Origin of the sequence: Propionicimonas sp. T2.31MG-18 (genome assembly GCF_964266745.1) — a bacterium.
In the GTDB taxonomy this organism is placed as follows: Bacteria; Actinomycetota; Actinomycetes; order Propionibacteriales; family Propionibacteriaceae; genus Propionicimonas.
Window position 1 is genome coordinate 1 of sequence record NZ_CAXWGX010000001.1, and the last position, 22,759, is coordinate 22,759.

Genomic DNA, 22,759 nt, shown 5'->3' on the forward strand with positions numbered 1-22,759 from the left:
CGCCGCGAGTTCGCGGATCGACACATCCGGATCATCCCGCCGGTCCCTACGGATCGCTTCGAACACCCTGACACGACTCCCAACAGACACTCCGGCCCACCCCCACACTCATCGACGAACTTGCCGTCGACCAGCGTCAGGTGGGGCCAGATCAGACCGTCACAACCACCCCGGAGTGTCGCGGCCGGGGCCAGATCAGACCGTCACAGTGGGGCCAAATCAGAGTGTCATTCCCACGCCCATAAGCGGCGACGACGCAGCGGTGATCGCTCCACGTGCGCCAGGCCTGAGGCCGGGGTTGTGGGCAGCACGGGACGGATTGGGGAGGTCTTGGAAGCTCTGCTCAATACATCGACATCAGGCGCCGCGGAGCCTGTCTCCACCCATCGCGTGCGAGGTTCCCGGCTTCACTTCCGAACGGAGTCGGATCGGTCGGCACGCATCTCGGAGCGCCCGAGCTTGAGGGTGCCCGCTGAGCGCTGGGCTGACGGCCTTCTGCAACCGGCCGGTGTGCGAGGGAATCTGGCTGGAGAGCGCATGTCGACCCGTGCGCGTGACCTCGGGCGGTCGGCTACCTACTCGATCGCAGTAGGCGTCTCCGGAGCACGGCAGCAGGCGTGCACCGATGACCGAGGCCTGCGGAGTCAGTCGCTGGGACGGAACGGTCGGGTCGTATCCCGTCAGGCTTGTGATACTTGCCAGTAGGCGACCGTGCGGACCGACACGTGGAGGCGGCGTGCTGTCGGGGTGGGGGCCTGTTCAGACGGCCTCAGCGGTGTACTGCTGCTGAAGCCAGGCTTCGACGTCGCTCCTGAGGTAGGCGACCTTCCGAGCGCCAAGCTTGAAACTCTTGGGGCCTTGGCCGATGTGGCGCCACCACCGGATGGTTGTGGCTGGGGTCTTGAGGTACTCGGCGACCTGCGCGGTGAACCAGATCTCTGCTTCGTCGATCATCGCTCGCTCCATAACAGGGTGATGGGATACCAGCATCCTGATGGTACGTTGCTGAGCCACGGCTGTCAAGCACCATATTGGCAACGCAACATGGTGTTGTTATCGTTTAGGTATGCGTGCACACAGGCTGTCCCCGAAAAGCAGTCCGCCTGACCGTGACGGCGGTGCCGACGTCGGCCCCCTGGGCCAAACCTTTGCGCGCGAGGTTCGGCGCCTACGTGAGCTTCGTGGCTTGTCCCAGACTGATCTGGCGGCGCAGCTGCGCGAGCGGCACGGCCTGAAGTTCCACCAGGCGACGATCGACCGCGTCGAGAAGGGTGTCCGGCCCTGCCGGCTGGACGAGGTGTACGCACTTGCCGAGGTCCTGGGGTCCACGGTGGACGACATGCTGGCGGACTGGTCGAGTGCAGACAGTGCGTTCCGCGAGCTGACCAGTATCGCGAGGCGGGCAGGCGAGACGGAATACCGGATCGCCATGGGCATTCAGCAGGAACTGGCAGCGGTCGACGGCGACCGCGAACGCGTAGTGGCCGGCCTGGCCCGAAGCAGCGACTCAGCCGACGGCGACCAGGTACGGGCCTGGGCCGAAGAGGTGCTGGAACTACTCGACGCTCTCTCCGCTGGCGCGGAGCGCATCCTCGAAGGCATGACGGCTCACCTTCCGCTCAGGCCGGGTGGGGTGATGGAGCAGGTGAACCGCCAGTACTTCGGGGGGATCCTGGCTGCTCATGAGGCGGCCATCGCCGCCCGTCGCGCAGAGGCCGCCGCCGGAGACGCTCACGGCCTCGCGGATGGGGGGTCGGGCTGATGGCAGGCAAGAACATCGCCGCCAGGCCCGCGTCGTGGCGAGTGCTGTACGTCGACTCCGCCGGGCGGAACCACGTGTCAACGATGAAGTCCCAGGCGGAGGTCGACGCTCTCGTGGCCGAACTCGCGGACCAAGGAACCACGGCCGGAGTCAAGGCGACTGCGGCCGCCTGGCGGGCACGTTTCGTCGACGATGCCGGCAAGGAGCACGCCAAGCACTTCGCGCGGAAGCGGGACGCCCAGACCTGGCTCGATGCGCAGACGACCGCAACAGTCACCGGGACGTATGTCGTACCCAACGCCGGGAAGGTGACCTTCAAGGAGTACGCAGAGTCGTGGCGGACCTCGCAGGTCTTCCGGCCGTCCACCGCGGCGCTCGTCGAACTCGCGCTGCGCAAGCGGGTCTACCCCGCCATTGGCGCGAAGGCGCTGAGTTCGATTTCCAAGACGATGATCCAGAAACTCGTGGCGTCCCTGAACGAGACCTACGCTCCCGCGACTGTCGTCGTGACGTACTCCTACGTGAGCACGGTCCTGAAGGACGCCGTCGAGAATCGCAGGATCGCCCAGACGCCGTGCGTCGGAATCAAGCTCCCGGAGATCGTCAAGAAGCGGGTTGAGCCGAGGACGACCCAGCAGGTCCAGGCGGCGGCCAAGGCAGCGGGTGATCGTCTGCGTGCGGCAGTTCTGCTCGCCGCCGGCACCGGTATGCGCCGCGGTGAGGTCTTCGGCCTCACGGAGGACCGGGTCCTGTTCCTGGAGCGAAAGATCATCGTCGATCGCCAGCTCGTCGGAGTCCGGCAGGGCGACCCCGTATTCGGTCCACCAAAGACGAGGGCAAGTGTCCGGGAGATCCCGCTCCCAACGTCTGTTGCAGAGGCCCTTGCGAAGCACATCGAGCAGCACCCTCCAGGACCAGACGGCCTCCTGTTCACGACCTCCCACGGCCACGCGTGGCGCTGGACGACTCTCGGGGAAGTGTGGCGGGCGAAGATGCGCGCCGCGAAGCTCGAGGGCTTCGACTTCCACGAACTGAGGCACTACTACGCGTCCCTGCTGATCCGCTATGGCGAGTCGATCAAGACGGTTCAGGCCAGGCTCGGACACAAGTCAGCCGAGGAAACCCTGAACACGTACTCGCACCTGTGGCCCGACTCCGACGACCGCAGTCGGGACGCCGTCGATGCGGCTCTGCGGGCGGAGTCCGGAGAGAAGTTCGGGAATTTTCCGGACTCCCTGCGGACTCCCAGCCACCCGGGCCAGCATCTGGCCTAGTCAGAGCCAGACTTGGGGACGAGTCGGCCTGTAAGCCGGATTCTGTGCCCTCACGGGCGGTGATCATCCATCTGCGAAGGCTGTTGCCAGCCTCCTTCGCCGTCGCCGGCGTGCGACCTACCCGGGCGCCTCGCGCGAGCAGCGCTCGATCGGCGTCCGCAGGTCCTGGTCCGGTGGACCGGGACCCTTCTTGGTCTTGCTCCGGGTGGGGTTTACCGAGCCACCCCAGTCACCTGGGGTGCTGGTGGTCTCTTACACCACCGTTTCACCCTTGCCCCCTGCCGAACGGCGCGGGGCGGTCTGTTTTCTGTGGCACTTTCCCGCGGGTCACCCCGGGTGGGCGTTACCCACCACCCTGCTCTGTGGAGTCCGGACTTTCCTCAGCTCGCGCTGCGATCACCCGGCCGACTCGTCCGCCTCAAGGGTAGCGGAGGCGGACGCCGGCCTTCGCGTCCGCCCCTTCCCACCCGCGTTCGCCCCCGATCGCAACTCCCGCCACCGGAATTCCGGTAGCAGGAGTTGCACTCGGCAGCGCGAACGGATCGGCGGGACGGGTGGGACGGCGGCGCCGGCCCCACCACCGGAGGCACCTCGGCCAGCGAGTCGCCGGCCGCGCGTCCGTCAGCCAGCACCAAGGCAGCCACCCGACCACCCTCGGCGGGGCGAGGCGTGCCCGAGGCCGGCCGACAGGCAGCACGCAGGAGGCCCGAGGGGACGGCCTCCGCCCCTCCGTCCGCGTTCGCCCCCGATCGCAACTCACGCCACCGGAATTCCGGCAGCAAGGGTTGCGCTCGGCAGCACGAGCAGACGCGTGGGGCGGATGGGAGACCCGGGACGGCCGCGGAGGAACTGCTGGCGGCAACTTCAGCCATCGGATCGTCGCCACCGCGAGACTCCCGACACCGGACGACGCGCCCGTCACCCCGTCCGCGGACCTCTCCGGCAGCCGCTCCCCGTCCCGTTCGCTCCCGAACGCAACTCCCGCCACCGGAATTCCGGCAGCAGGAGTTGCACTCGGCAGCGCGAGCGGAGGGGCGGGGCCCGAAGGGTGGGGTGAGGCGGGCGGCTCAGCCGAGGACGCGGAACTCCACCGTGCCGGCGAGCAGGTCGGCGGCCACGAGGGTCGCGGACGCGGTCTCGCCGAGCACCAGGCCGTCACCCTTGACCCGTGCCTCCACGGCTGGGTCGGCCAGCTGGAGGACGCCGTCCCCGTCGTCCGGATCGACCTCGAGCACGGTCCCGGTGAAGGTGCGCCCGAGGCTGGGCGCGAGCACCATCGCCTCCACGAGGTCCACGGTCCCGCGCTCGTACTTCTTGGCCCGGCGGTTGGACTCGTCCATCACGGCGGGCAGGCCCGGCAAGGCGGCGGCCACCCACTCCGGGACGGGTGTCCCCGCGCAGATCGCCACGCAGGTCTCGCCGGCGTAGCGGTCCACCAGCCGCCGCAACGGCGCGGTGACGTGGGCGTACGGAGCGGCGATCGCCGCGTGCAGCGGCTGCTCGGGTGACGACCCCTCGAACGCCTGGTAGCCGGCGCCACGGAACAGCATCGTGCAGGCGTTCAGCATCGCCGCCTGCGCGGGCACGGAGGCGTCGAGGCTGCGCACGAACTCCGGGTACTCCATGGCTCGCGGCCAGGCGATCCCGAGCGCGGACGCCGTCCGGCGCAGCTTGCCCAGCGCACTGTCCCTGGCCGGCGGGAGCGTCCGCAGGATGCCGACCCCGGCCTCCAGCATGAGCGCCGCCGCCGCCATTCCCGTCGCGAGCGACAGCTGGGCGTTCCAGTCCTCGACGGGCAGGGGCGCCCGGAAGGCCAGCGTCCAACGGCTGTCGGAGGCTCGGACCTCCTGCTCGGGAACCGAGAGGCTCACCCCCCCGCGCGCCACCTCGACCTCCTGGCGCAGCCGCCCGACGGTGCGCAGCAACTGCACCTGCTCGTCCGCACGTCCGGCGTCCAGGTCGGCCTGCGCGCCGGCGTAGCTCAGCTTCGCCCTGCTGCGCACCAGCGCCCGCTCCACGCGGGTGTCGACGGTCCCGCCGTCCGCGTCCAGCCGGAGCTCCCACACCAGGGCGGGCCGCACCTGGCCGGGCAACAGGCTGGTGGCACCCTCGGACAGCGTCGCCGGGTGCAGCGGCGTCCGGCGCGTCGGTGCGTAGAGGGTCTCGCCGCGGGCGTTGGCCTCCGCGTCCACCCGACCGCCCGGGACGACGAAGGCCGCCACGTCGGCGATCGCGTAGCGCAGCAGGTAGCCCCCGGGCGTGCGGGAGAGGTGGAACGCCTGGTCGAGATCCGTGGACGCCTCGGGGTCGAGGGTCACGAACGGCACGTCGGTGAGGTCACGGGACGGCAGCCGCGGGCTGGCCGCCGCAGCGTCGGCCTCGGCGAGGACGTCGGCGGGGAACGCGGACGGCACCCCGAGCGAGGCCCGGAGCCGGCGCAGGCCCTCGGCCAGGGCGGGTGGCTCGCTGTCCCGGAGGGAGACGTGGCGGGTGGGCATGACTCCTCCTCAGCCGCGGGTGCGCGGACGTCCGTCGAGGGCCGCGTTGACCAGGGCGTCCGCGGCCTTGTTCTGCTCCCTGGGTACCCAGGTCCAGCTCACCCGGTGCGGACGCAGCTCCTGTGCCCGCGCCGCCAGCGGACGCAGGGACGGGTGCTTCACCCGCCACCGCCCGGCCATCTGCTCGATGACGAGCCGGGAGTCCATCCGCACCTCGACGCTGGCGGACGGATCGATCGCCCGGGCCATCTCCAGCCCGGCGACGAGGCCGGAGTACTCGGCCACGTTGTTGGTGGCCACGCCGAGCGGGAGCCCCTCGGAGGCGAGCACCTCACCGCTGTCGGCGTCCCGCACGAGCGCGCCGTAGGCCGCCGGTCCCGGGTTGCCGCGCGAACCGCCGTCCGCCTCGACGACGAGGTGCCGGGTCACCGTCGCGAGCCCTGCCCCGGAAGCGCCGTCCGCCGGCTCCACGCCGTCCGGCACCGTCCCGGCGAGCGCGTCGCCGGCATCGAGGAGGGACGGGCCGCCCTGCGGCAGCCGCGGCGCGCGCGGCATCAGGCGTCCACGGCTCCGATGCGCACGAGCACCCGCTCGCACTCCTCGCAGCGCAGCACCTCGTCCGGTGCGGCGGCGGCGTACGCGCCCAGCGCGATCGGGGTCGCCTCGATCTGGCAGCCGCCGCAGCGGCGTCCCCGCAGCGCGGCGGCGCCGACGCCGCCGGCGCGGACGCGGATCCGGTCGTACAGCGCCACCAGGTCGGCGGGCAGTTCCGCGACGATGCCGTCGCGGGCGACCTGGTGGGTGGCGAGCTCGGCGTCGAGCTGGGCCACCTGCTCGTCGCGGGAGGCGATCAGGGCGCGCATGGCGTTCTCGACCTCGGTGAGTTCCGCGGCGACCTTCTCCTGCTCTGCGGTCGCGGACTCCAGCTCCTCCATCACCTCGAGTTCGACGTCCTCCAGGTCGGCGATGCGGCGCCCGAGGTGGGTGATCTCGTCCAGCAGGGCATTGAGCTGCTTGGGGTCGGTGACCGCTCCGGAGTCCACCCGTTGCTGGTCGCGCACGCGCCGCTCGCGCACGGGAACCAGGTCGGATTCGGCCTTCTCCACGTCGAGCTGGAGGTCGGCGACCCTGGTGCGGGCCGCGACGAGCGCCTCGCCGAGCCGTCCACGGACCGTCCGTGCCTCGACCAGCGCCGCGTGCTCGGGCAGCGCGCGCTTGCGGTGCTCGAGCTGGGCGATGGCGGTGTCCTCTGCCTGCAGGTCGAGCAGGCGGAGCTGAGCCGGTGCGGCAGCCTTCATTCGAGCCTCCTGAAGTTGTGGACCCCGACTCTACTGGCTCCGCGCCACCGCGCGGACGCCGGGCGCGGCCGCCGGCGCGCGGCCGCCACCGGGGACGGGACCGGCCGCCGGACGGCCGGGGGGTGCGGCGGCGCTAGCATCTGGCTCATGACCGACCAGCCCCCCGCCGGCGAGCAGCCCGCCCTGCCCAACCGGCAGACGCCCTTCTCCGAGGCCTTCCGCGAGTTCATCCCCCAGTCCTGGGCGCCGTACCCCGACGAGCTCCCCGCCGAGCTCCCGGCGGCGTCCCGCGCTGCGCTGCGGCGTCGCGCGCTGGCGGAGGCGTTCCCCGGGGAGCGCCTGGTGATCCCGGCCGGCGGGCTGAAGCCGCGCGCCAACGACACCGACTACCGGTTCCGGCCGCACTCGGCGTTCGCCTGGCTGACCGGCCTGGGCTCCGACCGCGAGCCCGACGCCGTCCTGGTCCTCGAGCCCACCGACACCGGCCACGAGGCCACCCTGTACTTCAAGCCGCGGGCCCCGCGCACGGACCCCGAGTTCTACGCCGACGCCCGCTACGGCGAGATGTGGGTGGGCACCCGCGAGTCGCTCGCCGAGATGGGCGCCCTCACCGGGCTGTCCTGCGCGCCGGTCTCGGGTCTCGAGGACGCCCTGTCCAAGAACCTCGCCGCGACCGGCGTCCGGCTGCTGCGAGAGGCGGACGCGTCCGTCACCGGCACCCTCGACCTGCTGCGCGCCCAGGCGGGCGTGGACGCGATCGCCGCAGCGGAGACCGACAACGCCTTCGCCGTGCACCTGTCGGAGGCCCGTCTGCTCAAGGACCCCTTCGAGCTCGACGAGCTGCGCCGGGCCTGCGCCGACACCGCCGTGGGGTTCGAGGCCGTGGTGGCCGACCTGCCCGAGGCCGTCCGCCGGGGACGCGGCGAGCGCTGGGTCGAGGGCGTCTTCGGGCTGCACGCCCGCCACCAGGCGAACGCCGTCGGCTACGACACGATCGCCGCCTCCGGCGACCACGCGAACACCCTGCACTGGATCCGCAACGACGGCGACCTGCGCCCGGGCGACCTGCTGCTGCTCGACGCCGGCGTGGAGGTGGAGTCGCTGTACACCGCCGACATCACCCGCACCCTGCCGGTCAACGGCACCTTCAGCCCGGCCCAGCGCACCGTGTACGAGGCGGTCCTCGCCGCACAGGCGGCCGGCATGGCCGCCGCGCGTCCGGGCAACCGGTTCTCCGACGTCCACGCCGCGGCCATCCGGGTGATCGCAGAACACCTCGAGGCGTGGGGCCTGCTGCCGGTCTCCGCGGAGGAGTCGCTGGACCCCGAGACGGGCGGACAGCACCGGCGCTGGATGGTGCACGGGACGTCCCACCACCTCGGGCTCGACGTGCACGACTGCGCGCAGGCCCGCCGGGAGAACTACCGCGACGCCGAACTGCGTCCCGGCATGGTCATCACGGTCGAGCCGGGCCTGTACTTCAAGTCCACCGACCTGCTGGTGCCCGAGGAACTGCGGGGCATCGGGGTGCGGATCGAGGACGACATCGTGATCACAGAGGACGGCTGCGAGATCCTTTCCGACCACCTGCCCCGCGACCCGGACGCCGTGGAGGCCTGGATGGCCGCCATCTGGGCACGCTGAGCGATACCCGGGCCGGCTCGGCTACGCGTGGCCGAGCCGCTCCAGCCGCTCGCGCAGCCGACGTCCGATGCGCTCCTCCGCGGCGAGGGACGCCAGCAGCTCCGGCGCCGTGGTCAGCGCGCGGAACGCGTAGCCGACCGTGAGGTCGTGCGGACGGGTCTCGACCACGTCCACGGGGTCGCCCGCGGCCACGGTCCCCTCCTCCAGCACCCTGAGGTAGGCACCCGGGACGCCGTGCTCGGTGAACCGGCGAACCCAGCGGGGCTCGTCGACGAACGCGGCGAAGACCGAACACGGGATCCGCACGTGGGTCACCTCGAGCAGGCACTCCCCCACCCGCCAGCGTTCGCCGAGCCGGGCCTGCTGCACGTCCAGGCCGACCGTGGTGAGGTTCTCCCCGAACGATCCGGGTCGCAGCGGCCGGCCGAGTTCCGCCTCCCAGAACGCGTAGTCCTCGCGCGCGAAGGCGTAGACCGCCTGGTCCGCGCCGCCGTGGTGCCGGGCGTTCACGATGGTGTCGCTGTCGACGCCCAGCGTCTGGATGCGCACGCGTCCGACCACCGGGCGCTTGTCGATCCCGGTACTGCCCAGCTTCGCGCTCCGGCTCGGACGCGACCGTCCGACGTTCACGGACTCGAGGTGCGGCATGCGCCGACCTTAGCCGTCGGCGGATCGTGGCGACGACGGGACCCGCCCCACACCACGGACGCGGCGCGCGCGGCGGGGCGATCGGCCTAGAGTTGCGCGCGGACCGGCAGGGGGCCGGTCGAACCGGCGAAACAATGGCGAAGGAGCCTGCAGTGTCCGATCCGATGCAGACGAAGGTGGTCCTCGACGAGAGCGAGATGCCCACCCACTGGTACAACATCGTCGCGGACCTGCCCACCCCCCCGCCGCCGCCCCTGCACCCCGGCACCCAGCAGCCGCTCCAGCCGGCCGACCTGGCCGCGCTGTTCCCGATGGGCCTGATCGAGCAGGAGGCCTCCGCGGAGCGCTGGATCGAGATCCCGAAGGCCGTCCACGACATCTACCGGCTGTGGAGGCCGTCCCCGTTCTACCGGGCACGCCGCCTCGAGCAGGCGCTGGGCACCACCGCGCGCATCTACTACAAGTACGAGGGCGCCTCGCCGGTCGGCAGCCACAAGACCAACTCCGCGGTCGCGCAGGCCTACTTCAACAAGCTCGCCGGGCGCACCCGCATCACCACGGAGACCGGCGCCGGCCAGTGGGGCTCCGCGCTGGCGTTCGCCTGCCAGATCTTCGGGATGAGCTGCGACATCTGGCAGGTCCGCTCCAGCTACGAGGGCAAGCCCTACCGGCACGTGCTGATGGAGACCTTCGGCGCCAGCGTGGTCGCCAGCCCGTCCGAGCTGACCGAGGCCGGACGCGCGCTGCGCGAGCAGTTCCCGGACACGACCGGCTCCCTCGGCATGGCGATCAGCGAGGCCGTCGAGGCCGCGGCGAAGGACGAGAACGCCAGCTACTCGCTCGGCTCGGTGCTGAACCACGTGCTGCTGCACCAGACCGTGATCGGCCAGGAGGCGGTGAAGCAGCTCGCCATGTTCGACGAGCACCCCGCCGACTACCTGTTCGCCTGCGCCGGCGGCGGCTCGAACCTCGGCGGCATCGCGTTCCCGTTCCTGCGCGAGAACCTCGAGGGCCGGGCGGAGACCACGATCGTGGCGTGCGAGCCGAAGGCGGCCCCGTCCCTCACCGAGGGCGAGTACCGCTACGACTTCGGCGACACCTCGCACCTGACGCCGCTTCTGAAGATGTACTCCCTCGGCGCCGACTTCGTGCCCGACCCGGTGCACGCGGGTGGCCTGCGTTACCACGGCATGGCTCCGCTGGTGAGCCACTGCTACCACGAGGGCCTGATCGGCGCGATCTCGGTGAAGCAGCGCGAGGCGTTCGAGGCGGGCGTGATGTTCGCGCGCGCCGAGGGCATCGTGCCGGCCTCGGAGTCCAACCACGCCATCGCCGGGGCGATCCGGCAGGCCCGGAAGGCCACGGAGGACGGAGACTCGCCGGTGATCGTGATCGGCGTCTCCGGCTCCGGTCAGCTCGACCTGCCCGCCTACGCCGAGTTCCTCGCCGGCGACATGGCCGACAGCTGACACCGCCTCCGGCGGCGACGAGGGGACGCGCCGGGCCGGCTGCTCAGCCGGCCGGCTTGTCGTCCTCCGGCGCCGCCTGAGCGGGCCCCGGCTCGGGCTGCGCCGGCTCCGGAGCGGAAGCGGGAGCGGCCGGCGCGCCGTACGCCCCGGCCGGGTACTGCTGCTGCGGCGGGTAGGGCTGGCCGTACCCGGGCTGCTGCGGGAAGCCCTGCGGGAAGGCCTGGCCGTAGCCCGGCGCGGGCTGGCCGTAGCCGGCCGCAGGGTAGGACGGCGCCACCGGCGGCGTGAACTGCGCCGCCCGGGCACCCGGCATGGTGGCGATCAGCTCGCGGGCCTTGCCGGCCACCTTGTGCTCGGCGAGTACCTCGTACTTGGTCGCGATGGTCTGGGAGACCGAGCGGAAGTCGCGCTTGCCCTGGCTCATCCAGTAGCCGATCGCGGCCATGGTGACGCCGACGAACACGCCGATCGCCAGCGCGTACAGCACGAGGAACAGGAAGTTCGCCGCGGGCATGAAGATCCACATCAGCAGGGTGATCATCAGGCCGGTGGACAGTCCGCTCTGCACGCCGGCGCCGATCACGGTGCCCCAGCTGCGGCGGCCCAGCACCCGCTCCATCGACTTCAGCTCGGTGCCGACGATGCACAGGTTCTCCACCGGGAACCGGGCGTCAGCCAGGAAGTCGACCACCTTCTGCGCCTCGTCGTAGGTGCCGAAAACCCCGACGGACTGCGGGTACTCGAGATTGAACAGGCTGCTCAGGCCCGGCGTCGGCTGGCTCATGCGTGCTCCTCCATTCCGGCGGCCCGACCTCGGGCCAGAATCGCGGCGGCCAGCTTGACCCCCGCCTCGTCCACCATCTCCTCGTCCACGACGATCGCCCCGACAGCCCCCTGCGCCAGCTCGGTGGCGTGGGCGTACGCGGCCATGATGCGCTGGGCGCGCTCGAAGTCCGCCGGGCGCGGCGAGAACACCTCGTTGCCGGCCTCCACCTGTGCCGGGTGCAGCACCCACTTGCCGTCGTAGCCCAGGGCCGCGCTCAGCTCGGCGGAGCGCCGGAAGCCGTCCACGTCCCTGATCGCGACGAACGGGCCGTCGATGGCCTGCAGGCCGTGCGCCCTGGCCGCCACGAGGATCGACATCAGCACGTGGTGGAACGCGTCCGCGGGGTAGCCGGCGGGCTGCGCGCCGACGTTCAGCCCGCCCATGCCGAGGCTCGCCATGAAGTCGCCCGGGCCGAAGACCAGGCTGGCCAGGCGAGGGCTGGCGGCGGCGATGGCGGTGACGTGCAGCAGGCCGACGGCGTCCTCGATCTGCACCTCCAGCCCGATCCTCCCGACCGGCAGTCCGGCGGTGTGCTCCACCTGGGTGAGCAGCAGGTCGAGGGCCTGTACCTGGGCCGCCGACTGGGTCTTGGGCAGCACGAGCGCATCGATCCGGGCGCCGGCGCCGGTGACCACGTCGATCACGTCGCCGTAGGTCCACGGGCTCTCCCAGCCGTTGACGCGGACGGTGACCAGGCCTGCCGCGAAGCCCGCTGGGCTGTTCAGCGCGTCGACGATGCGGCGGCGCGACTCCACCTTCACCGCGGGCGCCACGGCGTCCTCCAGGTCGAGGAACAACCCGTCGACGCCGAGGGTGCGGGCCTTCTCGATGAACCGGTCGGACGAGCCGGGGACGGCGAGGATCGTGCGGCGGGGCACGGCGCGGCTGGTGGTCACCGCTCCAGCCTATTGCAGCCCGCGGACGGCTCCGCCAGACGTGCGCTGTGCGCAGGCTGTGGGGCGGGGCTCAGCGGTGCGCACGTGTGCCACCCACCGCCGGTGGGCGGTCGGGTCAGCCCTGCGAGACCGGGGTGAGCCCGAGCTTGAGGCCGGCGAGGTTTCGCTTCCTGGCTGCCAGGCGCCCGGCGAGCGCCATGATCGCCGCCGCTGCCGGACGCTCCGGGGCGGTGGCGACCAGCGGCACGCCGAGGTCCCCACCGGAGGCAAGGGCCGGGTCCATCGGCACCTCGGCCAGCAACGGCACCTCGTAGCCGAGCCGGGTGCTCAGGGTGCCGGCCACCTCCGCGCCACCACCGGTGCCGAAGACGTCCACCCGGTGCGACTCGCCACAGTGGGGGCAGGCGACCTCGAGGTAGGCCATGTTCTCGACGACCCCGATCACCTTCTGGTCGAGCATCGAGGCCATCGTCCCGGCGCGCTCGGCCACCTCCGCGGAGGCCTGCTGCGGGGTGGTCACCACGATCACCTCGGCGTTGGGCAGCTTCTGGCCCAGCGAGAGGGCGACGTCGCCGGTGCCCGGCGGCAGGTCGACGACGAGGTAGTCGAGGTCGCCCCAGTAGACGTCGGCGAGGAACTGCTGCAGCGCGCGGTCCAGGATCGGCCCGCGCCAGGCGATCACCTGGTCGCGGCTCTCCTTGAGCATGCCGATCGAGATCACCCGCATGCCCATGGTGGGAACCGGCATGATCATGCCGTCCACGCTGGTGGGCATGGCCTCCATCAGCCCGAGCATCTGCGGGACCGAGTGCCCGTAGATGTCGGCGTCCAGGATGCCGACGCTCTTGCCCCGCGCGGCGAGCGCCATCGCGAGGTTGACCGTCACCGAGCTCTTGCCCACACCACCCTTGCCGGACGCGACCAGGAGCACCTGGGTGAGCGAGTCGGGCCGGGAGAACGGGATCTCGCGCTCCTCACGCCCGCCCCGCAGCTGCTTCTTCAGCTCCGCGCGCTGCTCGTCGCTCATCGTGCCGAGGGCCACGTTCACGCCGGTGACGCCCTCCACCGCGGAGACGGCCGCGGTGACGTCGGACTCGATCGTGTTCGACAGCGGGCAGCCGGCGATGGTCAGCAGCACGGTCACCGACGCCACCCCCGCGTCGTCGACGGACACGGACTCGACCATGCCGAGGTCGGTGATCGGACGGCGGATCTCGGGGTCGATGACCCCGGACAGTGCGGTGCGGACGGCGGTGGCCAACTCAGACATGGCCGCAACACTAATCCGCGCCGCAGCCCCACCCCAAACCGGGCGCGATGCCGGACGGGGTATGCCGGTCAGCTCGCCCGGGTCTTCGGCTCCTCGGGTTCGCGGCCGAGTTCGTCGAGCAGGTCGCGCAGCTCGGAGCGGATGAAGTCGCGGGTGGCGACATCGTTCATCCGCATGCGCAGGGACGCGATCTCGCGGGCCAGGAAGTCCATGTCGGCGCGCGACTGGGCCGCCACCTCGCGGTCGTGCTCGAGGCTCACCCGGTCGCGGGCCTCCTGGCGGTTCTGCGCGAGCAGGATCAGCGGCGCCGCGTAGGAGGCCTGGAGCGAGAGCGCGAGGGTGAGGAACAGGAACGGGAAGGGATCGGGCGCGACGTCCTTGGGCAGCACGACGTTCATCACCACCCAGATGATGATCAGGATCGACATCCAGAGGAGGAAGTTCGCCGTCCCCATCCAGCGGGCGAAGGACTCCGCGAAGCTGCCGAACGCGTCGTCCTCCATCCGCATCCGCGGGAGCCACTCGTTGCGACGGCGGCCCGGCGTGTCCAGACGTTCCTGCTTAGCCATCGCTCACCTCCGCGTCGAGTCGGTCCAGCTGCACCCCTCGCCAGTCGTTGGGGAGGATGTGGTCGAGCACGTCGTCCACCGTGACCGCGCCCAGCAGGCGCCGCTCCGCGTCCACCACGGGGGCGCAGACGAGGTCGTAGGTGGCGAAGTAGCGGCTCACCTGCGCGATGTTGCTCTGCGGGGTGAGCGGGGTGATGTCGGAGTCGATGAGGCCCGCGGCGAGCACCGACGGCGGCTCGCGCAGCAGGCGCTGGATGTGCACCGCACCGAGGTAGCGACCGGTCGGTGTGTCCATCGGCGGACGGCAGATGAACGCCAGCGCCGCCATCGCCGGGGTGATCTCCTGGCGTCGCACGGCAGCGAGGGCGTCGGCCACCGTGGCGTCGGCGTTCAGGATCACCGGCTCGGGGTTCATCAGGCCGCCGGCGGTGGCGGCGTCGTAGCTGAGCAGCGTGCGGACGTCGCGGGCCTCCTCGGGCTCCATCTGCTCGAGGATCGTCTCTGCCAGCTCGGAGTCCAGCTCCGCGATCAGGTCGGCCGCGTCGTCGGGGTCCATCTCCTCCAGCACGTCGGCGGCGCGCTCGGTGTCGAGCGAGGCGATCACGTCCACCTGCTCGTCCTCGGGCAGTTCCTCCAGCGCCTCGGCGAGCCGGTCGTCGTCCATGGCCCGCACCACAGCGTTGCGCAGCACCGGGTCCATGTCGTGCAGCTCGCGGGCCACGTCCGCCGCCTTCAGCTCGGACAGGCGCATCGCCTGCTGCTCCGCGTCCCTCGGGGCGGGCTGCTCGATGAAGTCCGGCACCTCCGACCAGTCCACGATCGTCACGTGGCCGCGCTGGAACGGCCGTCGTCCGGCCTCGCGCAGGGCCACCTCTGCCAGCACCCAGTCGCGCGACCGGCTGCGCTTGATGGCGACGTCGAAGATGGTCTCCGGCTGGCTCGCGCCGACCCGGCTGACGGTGCGGTCGAACAGGTCGTTGACCACCAGCATCTCGCGCTCGCGCTGGGAGAAGCGGACGGTGTTGACCAGGCCGGAGATGATCACCTGGTTGGCGTCGATCGAATGGACGCGTTCCATCGGGAAGAAGATCCGTCGCAGCGCGAACAGCTCGACGACAAGCCCCTTCACCCTCGGCGGCCGCTTGCCCGAGCGGTTCTGGATGACGACGTCGCGCACCTTGCCCACCTGCTCGCCATTGGGGTCGAGCATGGGCAGTCCCTTGATCCTCGAGACGAAGATCGACGAAGCCGAGGTCACGTCCGGCAGGGTACCGCGTCCGCGTGACCCACCCCACCCCGAACCGCTACGTTGCCTCCGGATCGAACGCCACCGCGGCAACAGGGACGGGCAGCGGCACCGGGGCCACCGACGACACCGGGGCGCCGGCGAGGGCGTTCCGCGCGGGCTCCAGCTCCGCCTTCAGCGGCTCCAGCTCAGCCCGCAGCGGTTCCAGGTCGGCCTTCAGCGGCTCGAGGCCCTCCTGGACCGGCGCGACGAGGTGCTTGCTCACCAGGGCCCGGGGGTTCAGGTCGGTCAGCTCGAGGTCGGCGAACTCAGGGCCGAGCTCCTCCCGCAGCCGCCCCTGGGCATCGTTGGCGATGTTGCGCAGGTAGTTGAGGACGCGCGCAGCCTTGCGGGCGAGCTCCGGCAGCTTCTCCGGTCCGAAGAGGATCACCGCGAAGATCGCCAGGACGAGGATCTCCGACCAGTTCAGGTCGATCATGACGTGACGGTTCCTCCGGACTCACAACCCCGCGGCATCAAGGACGGCCACGAACGTGGCGGCCTGCTCGGCGGTGGCGTCGAGGAGGGGCTTGCGCACCGGTCCGGGCGCGAAGCCCCGGGCGGCCAGGCCGGCCTTCACCAGCATGCAGCCCTGGGTGGCGAACACCCCGAGGAAGACCGGCAGCAGTACCGCGTTGAGCGCGGTGGCGCGGGCCGGGTCGCCGCCGACGAAGGCGTCGATCATCTCCCTGGTGCGCCGTCCCGTGAAATGGGTGGAGGTGCCGACGACGCCGACACCTCCCACCGCGAGCAACGGCAGGGTCATGGCGTCGTCACCGGAGTAGTAGGCCAGGCCGGTGGCGGCGATCACCTGGGACGAGGCCACCGGCAGGCCCTTGGCGTCCTTGACCGCGACGATGTTCGGGTGGGCCGCGACCTGGACCAGGGTGGCCGTCTCGACGGGGACGCCGGAGCGGTGCGGGATGTCGTAGATCATGATCGGCAGCGACGTCGCATCGGCCACGGTGAGGAAGTGGTCGGCGAGGGCGTCCTGCGGCGGGCGGCTGTAGTACGGGGTGACGACGAGCAACCCGTCGACCCCGGCCTGCTCGGCCTGGGCGGCCAGCTCGATGGTGTGCGCGGTGTTGAAGGTGCCGACGCCGGCGAGGACCTTCGCCCGGTCGCCCACCTCGTCCACCACCGCCTCGAGCAGCGCGAGCTTCTCCGCGTCCGTCGTGGTCGGGGACTCCCCCGTCGTGCCGTTGACGACCAGCGCGTCGTTGCCCTGGACGTCCACCAGGTGCGCGGCCAGCCGGCGGGCCTCGGGGAGGTTCACCGAGCCGTCCACGCCGAACGGGGTCACCATGGCCGTCAGGACCCGGCCGAAGGGCAGCGCTGTCATGGGGGCAAGCCTAAGCGGTCGCGATCACGACCATCGGGTCGCCGTCCCGAACCACGTCCCCGACCTGGACGACGACCTCGCTCACCGTCCCCGCCACATCGGCCAGCACCGGGATCTCCATCTTCATCGACTCCAGCACCACCACGGGGTCGGACGCCTGGACCCGCTGGCCCGGCGCGACCTCGACGGAAAGGACGTTGGCGACCAGCTCGGCCACGACGACATGACTCATGGGACGCAATGGTAGGGGCACACCCGCCCGGCGGCGCGCTGCCCGGGTGGTGGCGGCCCCGCCACGACGTCCCGGCGTGCCGGAGTTGCTGACGCGGCGAGAAGGGGCGTCGTAGGCTGGCCTCCGTGAACCCAGCACCCAAGGGCGCCGCCCGCGCCGCCTCGCCGTCGGCCTCCCTCGCGTACGCGGAAGCCTTCGCCGACGAACCGGAGGGCTCGGCGCTCGCCCGCCGGCGCGCCGAGGAACTGGGCCTCGAGGCGATCAGCGCCGGCGTGGGCTCCGCGCTCACCCTGCTGGCGAAGGTCGTCGGCGCCCGGGCCGTGGCCGAGATCGGCACGGGGACCGGCGTCGCCGCCCTCGCGCTGCTCGCCGGGATGGTGCCCGACGGCGTGCTGACCAGCATCGACGCCGAGGCCGAGCACCAGCTCGCCGCCCGCGAGGTGCTCACCGCGGTGGGCATCCCCAGCCGCCGCGTGCGGCTCATCGCCGGGCAGGCCCTCAGCGTGCTGCCCAAACTGACCGACGGCGCCTACGACATCGTCTTCATCGACGGCGACCCGCTGGAGTACGTCGAGTACGTCGCGCAGGCCCAGCGCCTGCTGCGCTCCGGCGGCCTGCTCGCGGTGCACCATGCGCTGTGGCGGGGCCTCGTCGCCGACGAGCGCAACGACGAGGACGAGCCCCTGATCATCCGCGAGGCCCTCGAGGTCGTCCTGGGCGACGAGGCCTTCACCCCGGCGCTGCTGCCGCTCGGCGACGGCCTGCTGGTGGCCGTCAGGGCCTGACGCCGTCGCACGCGGCGAGCGGGACGGCAGCCTCACCACCCGACGCACGGTGCGCGGCCGGGGGCGCGTCCTCAGCGGCGCGAACGTCGGCGGTCCGGACACGCAGCGCGAGCGTCCCGCAGGCCAGCAGCGACACCGCCACGGCGGACAGGAACGTCGCCGGCAGGCCCGCCACCTCTGCCACCAGGCCGCCGAGCACGGCGCCCACCGGCATCAGTCCGTAGGAGAGGGTGCGGCTCGCACCACCCACCCGTCCGAGCAGCGGCCCGGGCACCAGCCGCTGTCGCAACGACATCGACACGACGTTGCCGATCGTGTTGGTGACACCGACGGCGGTCACGGCCACGGCCACGGCCCACGCGTCCGGCCAGGCGAGCGGCACCAGCATCAGCACCACGCTGGCGGTGAGCATGGACATCAGGGTGGGCACCTCCCCCAGCCGGTCGCGGACGCGCTCGGCCAGGAGGGACCCGGCGACCGCCCCGAGAGCGAAGCCCAGCATCACCAGCGGGTACTGGGCGGGCGTCAGCCCCATCGCGGAGCCGGGGCCGACGGCCCACAGCACGAACACCGCGAAGTAGGCCGTGCTGGCCATGTTCAGCACGCTGGAGGCGATCACCAGCGGACGCAGCACCCGGTGGCGCACGAGGAACGCGAGGCCCTCGCGCACCTCGCGGAGGGCGTGCGGACGCCGTCCGTCGGGCACCACCCTGCGGAAGTCGCCCCGAAGGCCGACGGCCAGCACGGTGGCGGCGAGCGCGGCCAGGCCCGCGGACGCACCGAAGCCGATCCCGGCACCCAGGACGACCAGGGCGCCGGCCAGGGGCGCGCCGAGGAAGGCGTTCGCGACCTGCTGGACGCCCAGCACCCGCCCGTTGGCCGCGGGAAGCCGGTCGGCGGGCACGAGGTCGGGGACGATCGAGGTGGCGCCGAGGTCGGCGAACACCTCCGTCACGCCGTAGACCAGCACCACGCCCACCAGCAGTGGCATGGTGAGCGCCCCGGAAAACCCGAGCGCGGCCCCCGCCGCCAGCACGAGAGCCCGGGCGCCCAGCGCGACCACCTGCGCCCGCCGGCGGTCGACGCGGTCGACGACCACCCCGGCGGCGACGCCGAGGAGCAGCCAGGGCAGCCAGGCCGCCGCCGACAGCAGCGACACCTGGGCCGGCGACGTCGTCAGCGAGAGCGCCACCAGGGGCGCCAGGGTGACGAGCACGCCGTCCCCGAGGTTGGCCAGGCCGGTCGAGGCGAGCTGGGTGGCGAACGGACGGCCCAGGGGCGCCTTCGCCGCGACGGCCCTGCGGCGGGGTCTCACGGTGGCGGACACGGGCGGGCACCTCCTAGGATGAGTGTGCAGAGAAACCTCTGCAAAGGAATCTATGCAAAGGTATCTCTGCATATGACGGACGGCAAGCCCCCGACCGCGACCGGCCCGCAGGAGGGCCCCCGCGGACGCTTCGCCGCGGTCGGCCAGGAGTCGGTGAACCCCACCGCGCTGAAGGCGTTCGCACACCCGCTGCGGATGGCCCTTTACGCCGAGCTCCAGCGACGCGGCTCTGCGACGGCCAGCCAGCTGGCCCGGGCCCTGGAGGAGAGCAGCGGCCAGACCAGCTACCACCTCCGCCAGCTCGAGCGGCACGGCTTCGTCGAGGACGACCCGGCGCACACCGGCGGACGCGAGCGCTGGTGGCGGGCCGTGGGCTTCGCCATGACCGAGCCCGCCCTGCTGCGCGACCCGGCCACCTCGGGGGCGGTGCGGGCGGTGGTCCAGCAGGTGATCGCCGAGCGGGCGGCCGCCCTGACGGCCTGGTTCAACGCCTACGACCCCGACCAGGCCGACGACGGCCTGCTGAGTTCCTCCACGCTCGCCCTCACCCCCGCGGAGGCCGAGACGATGACCACCGAGCTGAACGAGGTGCTGGAGCGTCACGCCGCCGCGGTCCGCGGCCGCGACCTGCCCGACGGCGCCCGCCGCTTCCGCGTCCACGTCGACGTCTTCCCGCTCGCCGGCACCGACTGACCCCGACGCCGAGCGGGGACGGTCCCCGTTCCCACCGGCCGGCGGGAGTCAGGAACCGTCCCCGTTCTCGTGCGTCGTCCGGGCGGACGGCAGGGCTCACCAGTTGCCGGGAACCTCCGCAGACTTGGCGACCACGGTGATGCCGTCCTCGACGTGGAAGCCTCGGGCCTTGTCGTGCTCGGGGTTCACGCCGATCTCGACGCCGTCGGGAACCACGACGTTCTTGTCGAGGATCGCGCGCCGGACGACAGCGTTGCGGCCGATGCGGCAGCCGGAGAAGATCACCGACTCCTCGATCTTGGCCCACTTGTCGACCATCACGTTGGGCGAGAGCACCGAGCGGTCCACGTCGCCGCCGGAGATGATGCAGCCCGAGCCCACGATGGAGTCCTCCGCCGTGCCCCGCAGGGTGAACTTGGCGCCCGGCAGCTGCGCCTGCGACGTCCAGATCGGCCACTTGCGGTTGTACAGGTTGAAGTCGGGCTCGACAGAGACCAGGTCCATGTGCGCGGCGTGGTAGGCCTCGATGGTGCCCACGTCCCGCCAGTAGTTGCGGTCCTTCTCCGTGGAGCCGGGGACGTTGTTCTTGGTGAAGTCGTACACCTGCGCCGCTCCCTGGGAGACGAAGCCGGGGATGATGTTGCCCCCCATGTCGTGCCGGGAGTCGGCGCTGGCGGCGTCGTCGTTGAGCGCCTCGACGAAGGCCTTCCTGCTGAACACGTAGTTGCCCATGGACGCGAACGACTCGTCGGGGCTGTCGGGCAGGCCGGGCGGGTCGGCGGGCTTCTCGAGGAAGGCGTTGATCCGGCCGTCCGGAGCAGCGTCGATGATGCCGAACGCGCTCGCCTCCCTCCTGGGCACCCGGATGCCGGCGATGGTGGCGTCCATCCCGGACTCGATGTGGGCGTTCACCATGTCCTCGACGTTCATCCGGTAGATGTTGTCGGCGCCGAAGACGACCACGTAGTCGGGATCCTCGTCGTTGATCAGGTTCATCGACTGGTAGATCGCGTCGGCGCTGCCCTGGTACCACTGCTTGCCCGTGCGCTGCTGTGCGGGAACGGACGTCACGTAGCTGCCGAGAAGGACCGACATGCGCCAGGTGACGGAGATGTGCCGGTCGAGGGAGTGGGACTTGTACTGCGTGAGCACGCAGATCTTGGTCAGGTCGGAGTTCACCAGGTTCGACAGCACGAAGTCGATGAGCCGGTAGGTGCCTCCGAAGGGAACCGCGGGCTTGGCCCGGTCCGCCGTCAACGGCATGAGTCGCTTGCCCTCGCCGCCGGCGAGGACGATCGACAACACATTCGGTCCGCTAGTCATGCTCAGAACCTAAGGCGTCGCGTCGCGGCCCACAAGGAAACCCGAGAATTGCCGAGCGGGATCTGGACCCGGGCTTGCGAGCGGGCGGAACCCGCCCAACCGGCGACGCCGCGGGGGGTTGTGTGACACGATCGCGCTATGGCGCTTCGAGTCTCGATCCTCACCCGGGAGTACCCTCCCCACATCTACGGCGGAGCCGGCGTCCACGTCGGCCAGCTGGTGCCCCAACTGCGCAAGTTCACCGAGTCCGTCGAGGTCCAGTGCATGGGCGAGCCGCGTGACGGCGCCACCGCCCACGCCGAGGACTTCCCGCCGGGGGCCAACGCCGCCCTCCGGGTGCTGGGGGCGGACATCTCCATGGCGAACGCGATCGGCGACGTGGATGTCATCCACTCCCACACCTGGTACGCGAACTTCGCCGGCCTGATCGGCTCGAAGTTCCGTGACGTGCCGCACGTCGTCACGTCCCACTCCCTCGAACCCCACCGCCCGTGGAAGGCCGAGCAGCTCGGCGGCGGCTACCGCGTGTCGTCGTGGGCGGAGAAGACCTCGTTCGTCGACGCCGCAGCGGTGATCTCGGTGAGCGCCGGCATGCGCGCGGACGTGCTCGAGTCGTACTCCGACCTCGACCCCGAGCGCGTGTACGTGGTGAAGAACGGGATCGACCCCGAGGAGTTCAAGCCCGACTTCGACACGGACGTCGTCGACGCGCTCGGCGTCGACCGCGACCGTCCGCTGGTGGTGTTCGTCGGCCGGATCACGCGCCAGAAGGGCCTGGTGCACCTGGTGCGCGCGGCCCAGCAGTTCGACCCGGACACGCAGCTGCTGCTGCTGGCCGGCGCGCCGGACACCCCGGAGATCGCGGCCGAGTTCGACACGGCGTTCGCCGAGCTCAGCAAGGTGCGCGGCAACGTGAAGTGGGTGCAGGAGATGCTGCCGCGGGCCTCCGTCCGCCAGGTGCTCACGCACGCCACCGTGTTCGCCTGCCCGTCGGTCTACGAGCCGCTCGGCATCGTGAACCTCGAGGCGATGGCCTGCGAGACCGCCGTCGTCGCCTCGGCCGTCGGTGGCATCCCCGAGGTCGTCGTGGACGGGGAGACCGGCATCCTGGTTCCCTACGACCCGAAGCAGGCCGGCGACCCGGCCTTCGTGTCGGCGTTCGAGGCCGGCTTCGCCGAGCAGGTGAACCGGATCACCCGTGACCCGGCGCTGGCGGAGCGCTTCGGCAAGGCCGGCCGCCGCCGCTGCATCGACGAGTTCTCGTGGGAGAAGATCGCCCAGGAGACCGTCGCGGTGTACGAGAAGGCCATCGCCTACCACCAGTCGCACTGACGCGGAACGGAACGAGGGCCCCGGGGATCTTCCCGGGGCCCTCGTACTGCGTTGTCTTCTCAGGCGACGACGACGCCCTCCAGGGCGGCCTTCAGCTCTGCGGCCTCGGTGGCGTTCATCTCGATGACCAGGCGTCCTCCACCCTCGGCAGGGATCCGCATGGCGATCACGCGACCCTCCTTGGCCACCTCGATCGGCCCGTCACCGGTCCGCGGTTTCATCGCTGCCATCGCATACCTCAATTTCTGGCTGGTTGTGGATCCAACTCTCCCATTATTCCATCCCG

At 71.4% G+C, this 22,759-nt stretch carries 22 protein-coding genes, 1 other RNA gene and 1 pseudogene; 7 read left to right on the forward strand and 17 right to left on the reverse strand.

The window, feature by feature from the left end; genetic code table 11:
* Positions 1-759: 759 nt before the first annotated feature.
* Positions 760-954, reverse strand: a complete 195-nt coding sequence (locus ACFQQJ_RS00005; RefSeq protein WP_377103007.1) for a helix-turn-helix transcriptional regulator — start codon at positions 952-954, stop codon at positions 760-762.
* 112 nt (positions 955-1,066) lie between these two features.
* On the opposite strand from ACFQQJ_RS00005, the gene ACFQQJ_RS00010 reads away from it, so the two are divergent.
* Positions 1,067-1,762: a helix-turn-helix domain-containing protein gene (locus tag ACFQQJ_RS00010; RefSeq protein ID WP_377103008.1), complete on the forward strand. Its 696-nt coding sequence runs from the start codon at positions 1,067-1,069 to the stop codon at positions 1,760-1,762.
* The gene (locus ACFQQJ_RS00015) at positions 1,762-3,036 is read left to right on the forward strand and encodes a tyrosine-type recombinase/integrase (protein WP_377103009.1); all 1,275 of its coding nucleotides are present in this window, start codon (positions 1,762-1,764) and stop codon (positions 3,034-3,036) included. The genes ACFQQJ_RS00010 and ACFQQJ_RS00015 overlap by 1 nt, the downstream gene beginning before the upstream one ends.
* 15 nt (positions 3,037-3,051) lie before the next feature.
* Here the strand turns inward: ACFQQJ_RS00015 and rnpB are convergent.
* The 4 genes from rnpB to ACFQQJ_RS00035 all read right to left on the reverse strand — a co-directional run bounded on the left by rnpB (position 3,052) and on the right by ACFQQJ_RS00035 (position 6,832).
* Positions 3,052-3,448, reverse strand: an RNA gene (gene rnpB, locus ACFQQJ_RS00020) — RNase P RNA component class A.
* Positions 3,449-4,103: 655 nt separating this feature from the next.
* Positions 4,104-5,534 carry an RNB domain-containing ribonuclease gene (locus tag ACFQQJ_RS00025; protein WP_377103010.1) on the reverse strand — a complete coding sequence of 477 codons (1,431 nt, stop codon included), beginning with the start codon at positions 5,532-5,534 and terminating at the stop codon, positions 4,104-4,106.
* Positions 5,535-5,543: 9 nt separating this feature from the next.
* The gene (locus tag ACFQQJ_RS00030) at positions 5,544-6,089 is read right to left on the reverse strand and encodes a reverse transcriptase-like protein (protein ID WP_377103011.1); all 546 of its coding nucleotides are present in this window, start codon (positions 6,087-6,089) and stop codon (positions 5,544-5,546) included.
* Complete coding sequence (locus tag ACFQQJ_RS00035; protein ID WP_377103012.1) at positions 6,089-6,832, reverse strand: zinc ribbon domain-containing protein; 744 nt, start codon at positions 6,830-6,832, stop codon at positions 6,089-6,091. The genes ACFQQJ_RS00030 and ACFQQJ_RS00035 overlap by 1 nt, the downstream gene beginning before the upstream one ends.
* A gap of 147 nt (positions 6,833-6,979) precedes the next feature.
* On the opposite strand from ACFQQJ_RS00035, the gene ACFQQJ_RS00040 reads away from it, so the two are divergent.
* Complete coding sequence (locus tag ACFQQJ_RS00040; protein WP_377103013.1) at positions 6,980-8,476, forward strand: aminopeptidase P family protein; 1,497 nt, start codon at positions 6,980-6,982, stop codon at positions 8,474-8,476.
* 21 nt (positions 8,477-8,497) lie between these two features.
* Here the strand turns inward: ACFQQJ_RS00040 and ACFQQJ_RS00045 are convergent, their stop codons facing one another.
* Positions 8,498-9,124, reverse strand: a complete 627-nt coding sequence (locus tag ACFQQJ_RS00045) for an MOSC domain-containing protein (RefSeq protein WP_377103014.1) — start codon at positions 9,122-9,124, stop codon at positions 8,498-8,500.
* 152 nt (positions 9,125-9,276) lie between these two features.
* Here ACFQQJ_RS00045 and ACFQQJ_RS00050 point away from each other — a divergent pair, with 152 nt between their 5' ends.
* Positions 9,277-10,593, forward strand: coding sequence for a TrpB-like pyridoxal phosphate-dependent enzyme (locus tag ACFQQJ_RS00050; protein WP_377103015.1), 1,317 nt, complete (start codon positions 9,277-9,279; stop codon positions 10,591-10,593).
* 286 nt (positions 10,594-10,879) lie between these two features.
* Here ACFQQJ_RS00050 and ACFQQJ_RS00055 read toward each other — a convergent pair.
* The 8 genes and pseudogenes from ACFQQJ_RS00055 to ACFQQJ_RS00090 form a co-directional block, all read right to left on the reverse strand.
* Positions 10,880-11,377 (reverse strand): annotated as a pseudogene (locus tag ACFQQJ_RS00055) (general stress protein); the annotation flags it as partial.
* Positions 11,374-12,315, reverse strand: a complete 942-nt coding sequence (locus ACFQQJ_RS00060; RefSeq protein WP_377103016.1) for an HpcH/HpaI aldolase/citrate lyase family protein — start codon at positions 12,313-12,315, stop codon at positions 11,374-11,376. The pseudogene ACFQQJ_RS00055 and the gene ACFQQJ_RS00060, both read right to left, overlap by 4 nt.
* A 115-nt stretch (positions 12,316-12,430) precedes the next feature.
* The gene (locus ACFQQJ_RS00065; RefSeq protein WP_377103017.1) at positions 12,431-13,585 is read right to left on the reverse strand and encodes an Mrp/NBP35 family ATP-binding protein; all 1,155 of its coding nucleotides are present in this window, start codon (positions 13,583-13,585) and stop codon (positions 12,431-12,433) included.
* Between the two features lie 68 nt (positions 13,586-13,653).
* Positions 13,654-14,154 (reverse strand): DUF1003 domain-containing protein, encoded by a 501-nt coding sequence (locus ACFQQJ_RS00070; protein ID WP_377103018.1) that lies wholly within the window; start codon positions 14,152-14,154, stop codon positions 13,654-13,656.
* Positions 14,147-15,412 (reverse strand): magnesium transporter MgtE N-terminal domain-containing protein, encoded by a 1,266-nt coding sequence (locus ACFQQJ_RS00075; protein WP_377103019.1) that lies wholly within the window; start codon positions 15,410-15,412, stop codon positions 14,147-14,149. Before ACFQQJ_RS00075 ends, ACFQQJ_RS00070 begins: the two co-directional genes overlap by 8 nt.
* Before the next feature lie 46 nt (positions 15,413-15,458).
* Positions 15,459-15,878 (reverse strand): sec-independent translocase, encoded by a 420-nt coding sequence (locus ACFQQJ_RS00080; protein ID WP_377103020.1) that lies wholly within the window; start codon positions 15,876-15,878, stop codon positions 15,459-15,461.
* A 21-nt stretch (positions 15,879-15,899) separates the two neighbouring features.
* Complete coding sequence (gene dapA / locus ACFQQJ_RS00085; protein WP_377103021.1) at positions 15,900-16,781, reverse strand: 4-hydroxy-tetrahydrodipicolinate synthase; 882 nt, start codon at positions 16,779-16,781, stop codon at positions 15,900-15,902.
* Between the two features lie 10 nt (positions 16,782-16,791).
* The gene (locus ACFQQJ_RS00090; RefSeq protein WP_377103022.1) at positions 16,792-17,013 is read right to left on the reverse strand and encodes a biotin/lipoyl-binding carrier protein; all 222 of its coding nucleotides are present in this window, start codon (positions 17,011-17,013) and stop codon (positions 16,792-16,794) included.
* 125 nt (positions 17,014-17,138) lie between these two features.
* Here ACFQQJ_RS00090 and ACFQQJ_RS00095 point away from each other — a divergent pair, with 125 nt between their 5' ends.
* The gene (locus tag ACFQQJ_RS00095) at positions 17,139-17,798 is read left to right on the forward strand and encodes an O-methyltransferase (RefSeq protein WP_377103023.1); all 660 of its coding nucleotides are present in this window, start codon (positions 17,139-17,141) and stop codon (positions 17,796-17,798) included.
* On the opposite strand, the gene ACFQQJ_RS00100 is transcribed toward ACFQQJ_RS00095, so the two are convergent.
* Positions 17,788-19,125 carry an MFS transporter gene (locus tag ACFQQJ_RS00100; protein ID WP_377103024.1) on the reverse strand — a complete coding sequence of 446 codons (1,338 nt, stop codon included), beginning with the start codon at positions 19,123-19,125 and terminating at the stop codon, positions 17,788-17,790. The two genes, ACFQQJ_RS00095 and ACFQQJ_RS00100, sit on opposite strands and share 11 nt — an antisense overlap.
* Positions 19,126-19,197: 72 nt before the next feature.
* On the opposite strand from ACFQQJ_RS00100, the gene ACFQQJ_RS00105 reads away from it, so the two are divergent.
* Positions 19,198-19,818 (forward strand): helix-turn-helix domain-containing protein, encoded by a 621-nt coding sequence (locus tag ACFQQJ_RS00105; RefSeq protein WP_377103025.1) that lies wholly within the window; start codon positions 19,198-19,200, stop codon positions 19,816-19,818.
* Positions 19,819-19,914: 96 nt separating this feature from the next.
* Here the strand turns inward: ACFQQJ_RS00105 and glgC are convergent, their stop codons facing one another.
* Positions 19,915-21,141 carry a glucose-1-phosphate adenylyltransferase gene (glgC, locus tag ACFQQJ_RS00110; RefSeq protein WP_377103026.1) on the reverse strand — a complete coding sequence of 409 codons (1,227 nt, stop codon included), beginning with the start codon at positions 21,139-21,141 and terminating at the stop codon, positions 19,915-19,917.
* Between the two features lie 138 nt (positions 21,142-21,279).
* On the opposite strand from glgC, the gene glgA reads away from it, so the two are divergent.
* Entirely contained in the window at positions 21,280-22,473 is a 1,194-nt protein-coding gene (gene glgA / locus ACFQQJ_RS00115; RefSeq protein ID WP_377103027.1) for a glycogen synthase, read from the forward strand.
* Between the two features lie 59 nt (positions 22,474-22,532).
* Here glgA and ACFQQJ_RS00120 read toward each other — a convergent pair whose 3' ends face one another.
* The gene (locus tag ACFQQJ_RS00120) at positions 22,533-22,703 is read right to left on the reverse strand and encodes a DUF3117 domain-containing protein (RefSeq protein ID WP_300143940.1); all 171 of its coding nucleotides are present in this window, start codon (positions 22,701-22,703) and stop codon (positions 22,533-22,535) included.
* Between the last annotated feature and the right edge of the window lie 56 nt (positions 22,704-22,759).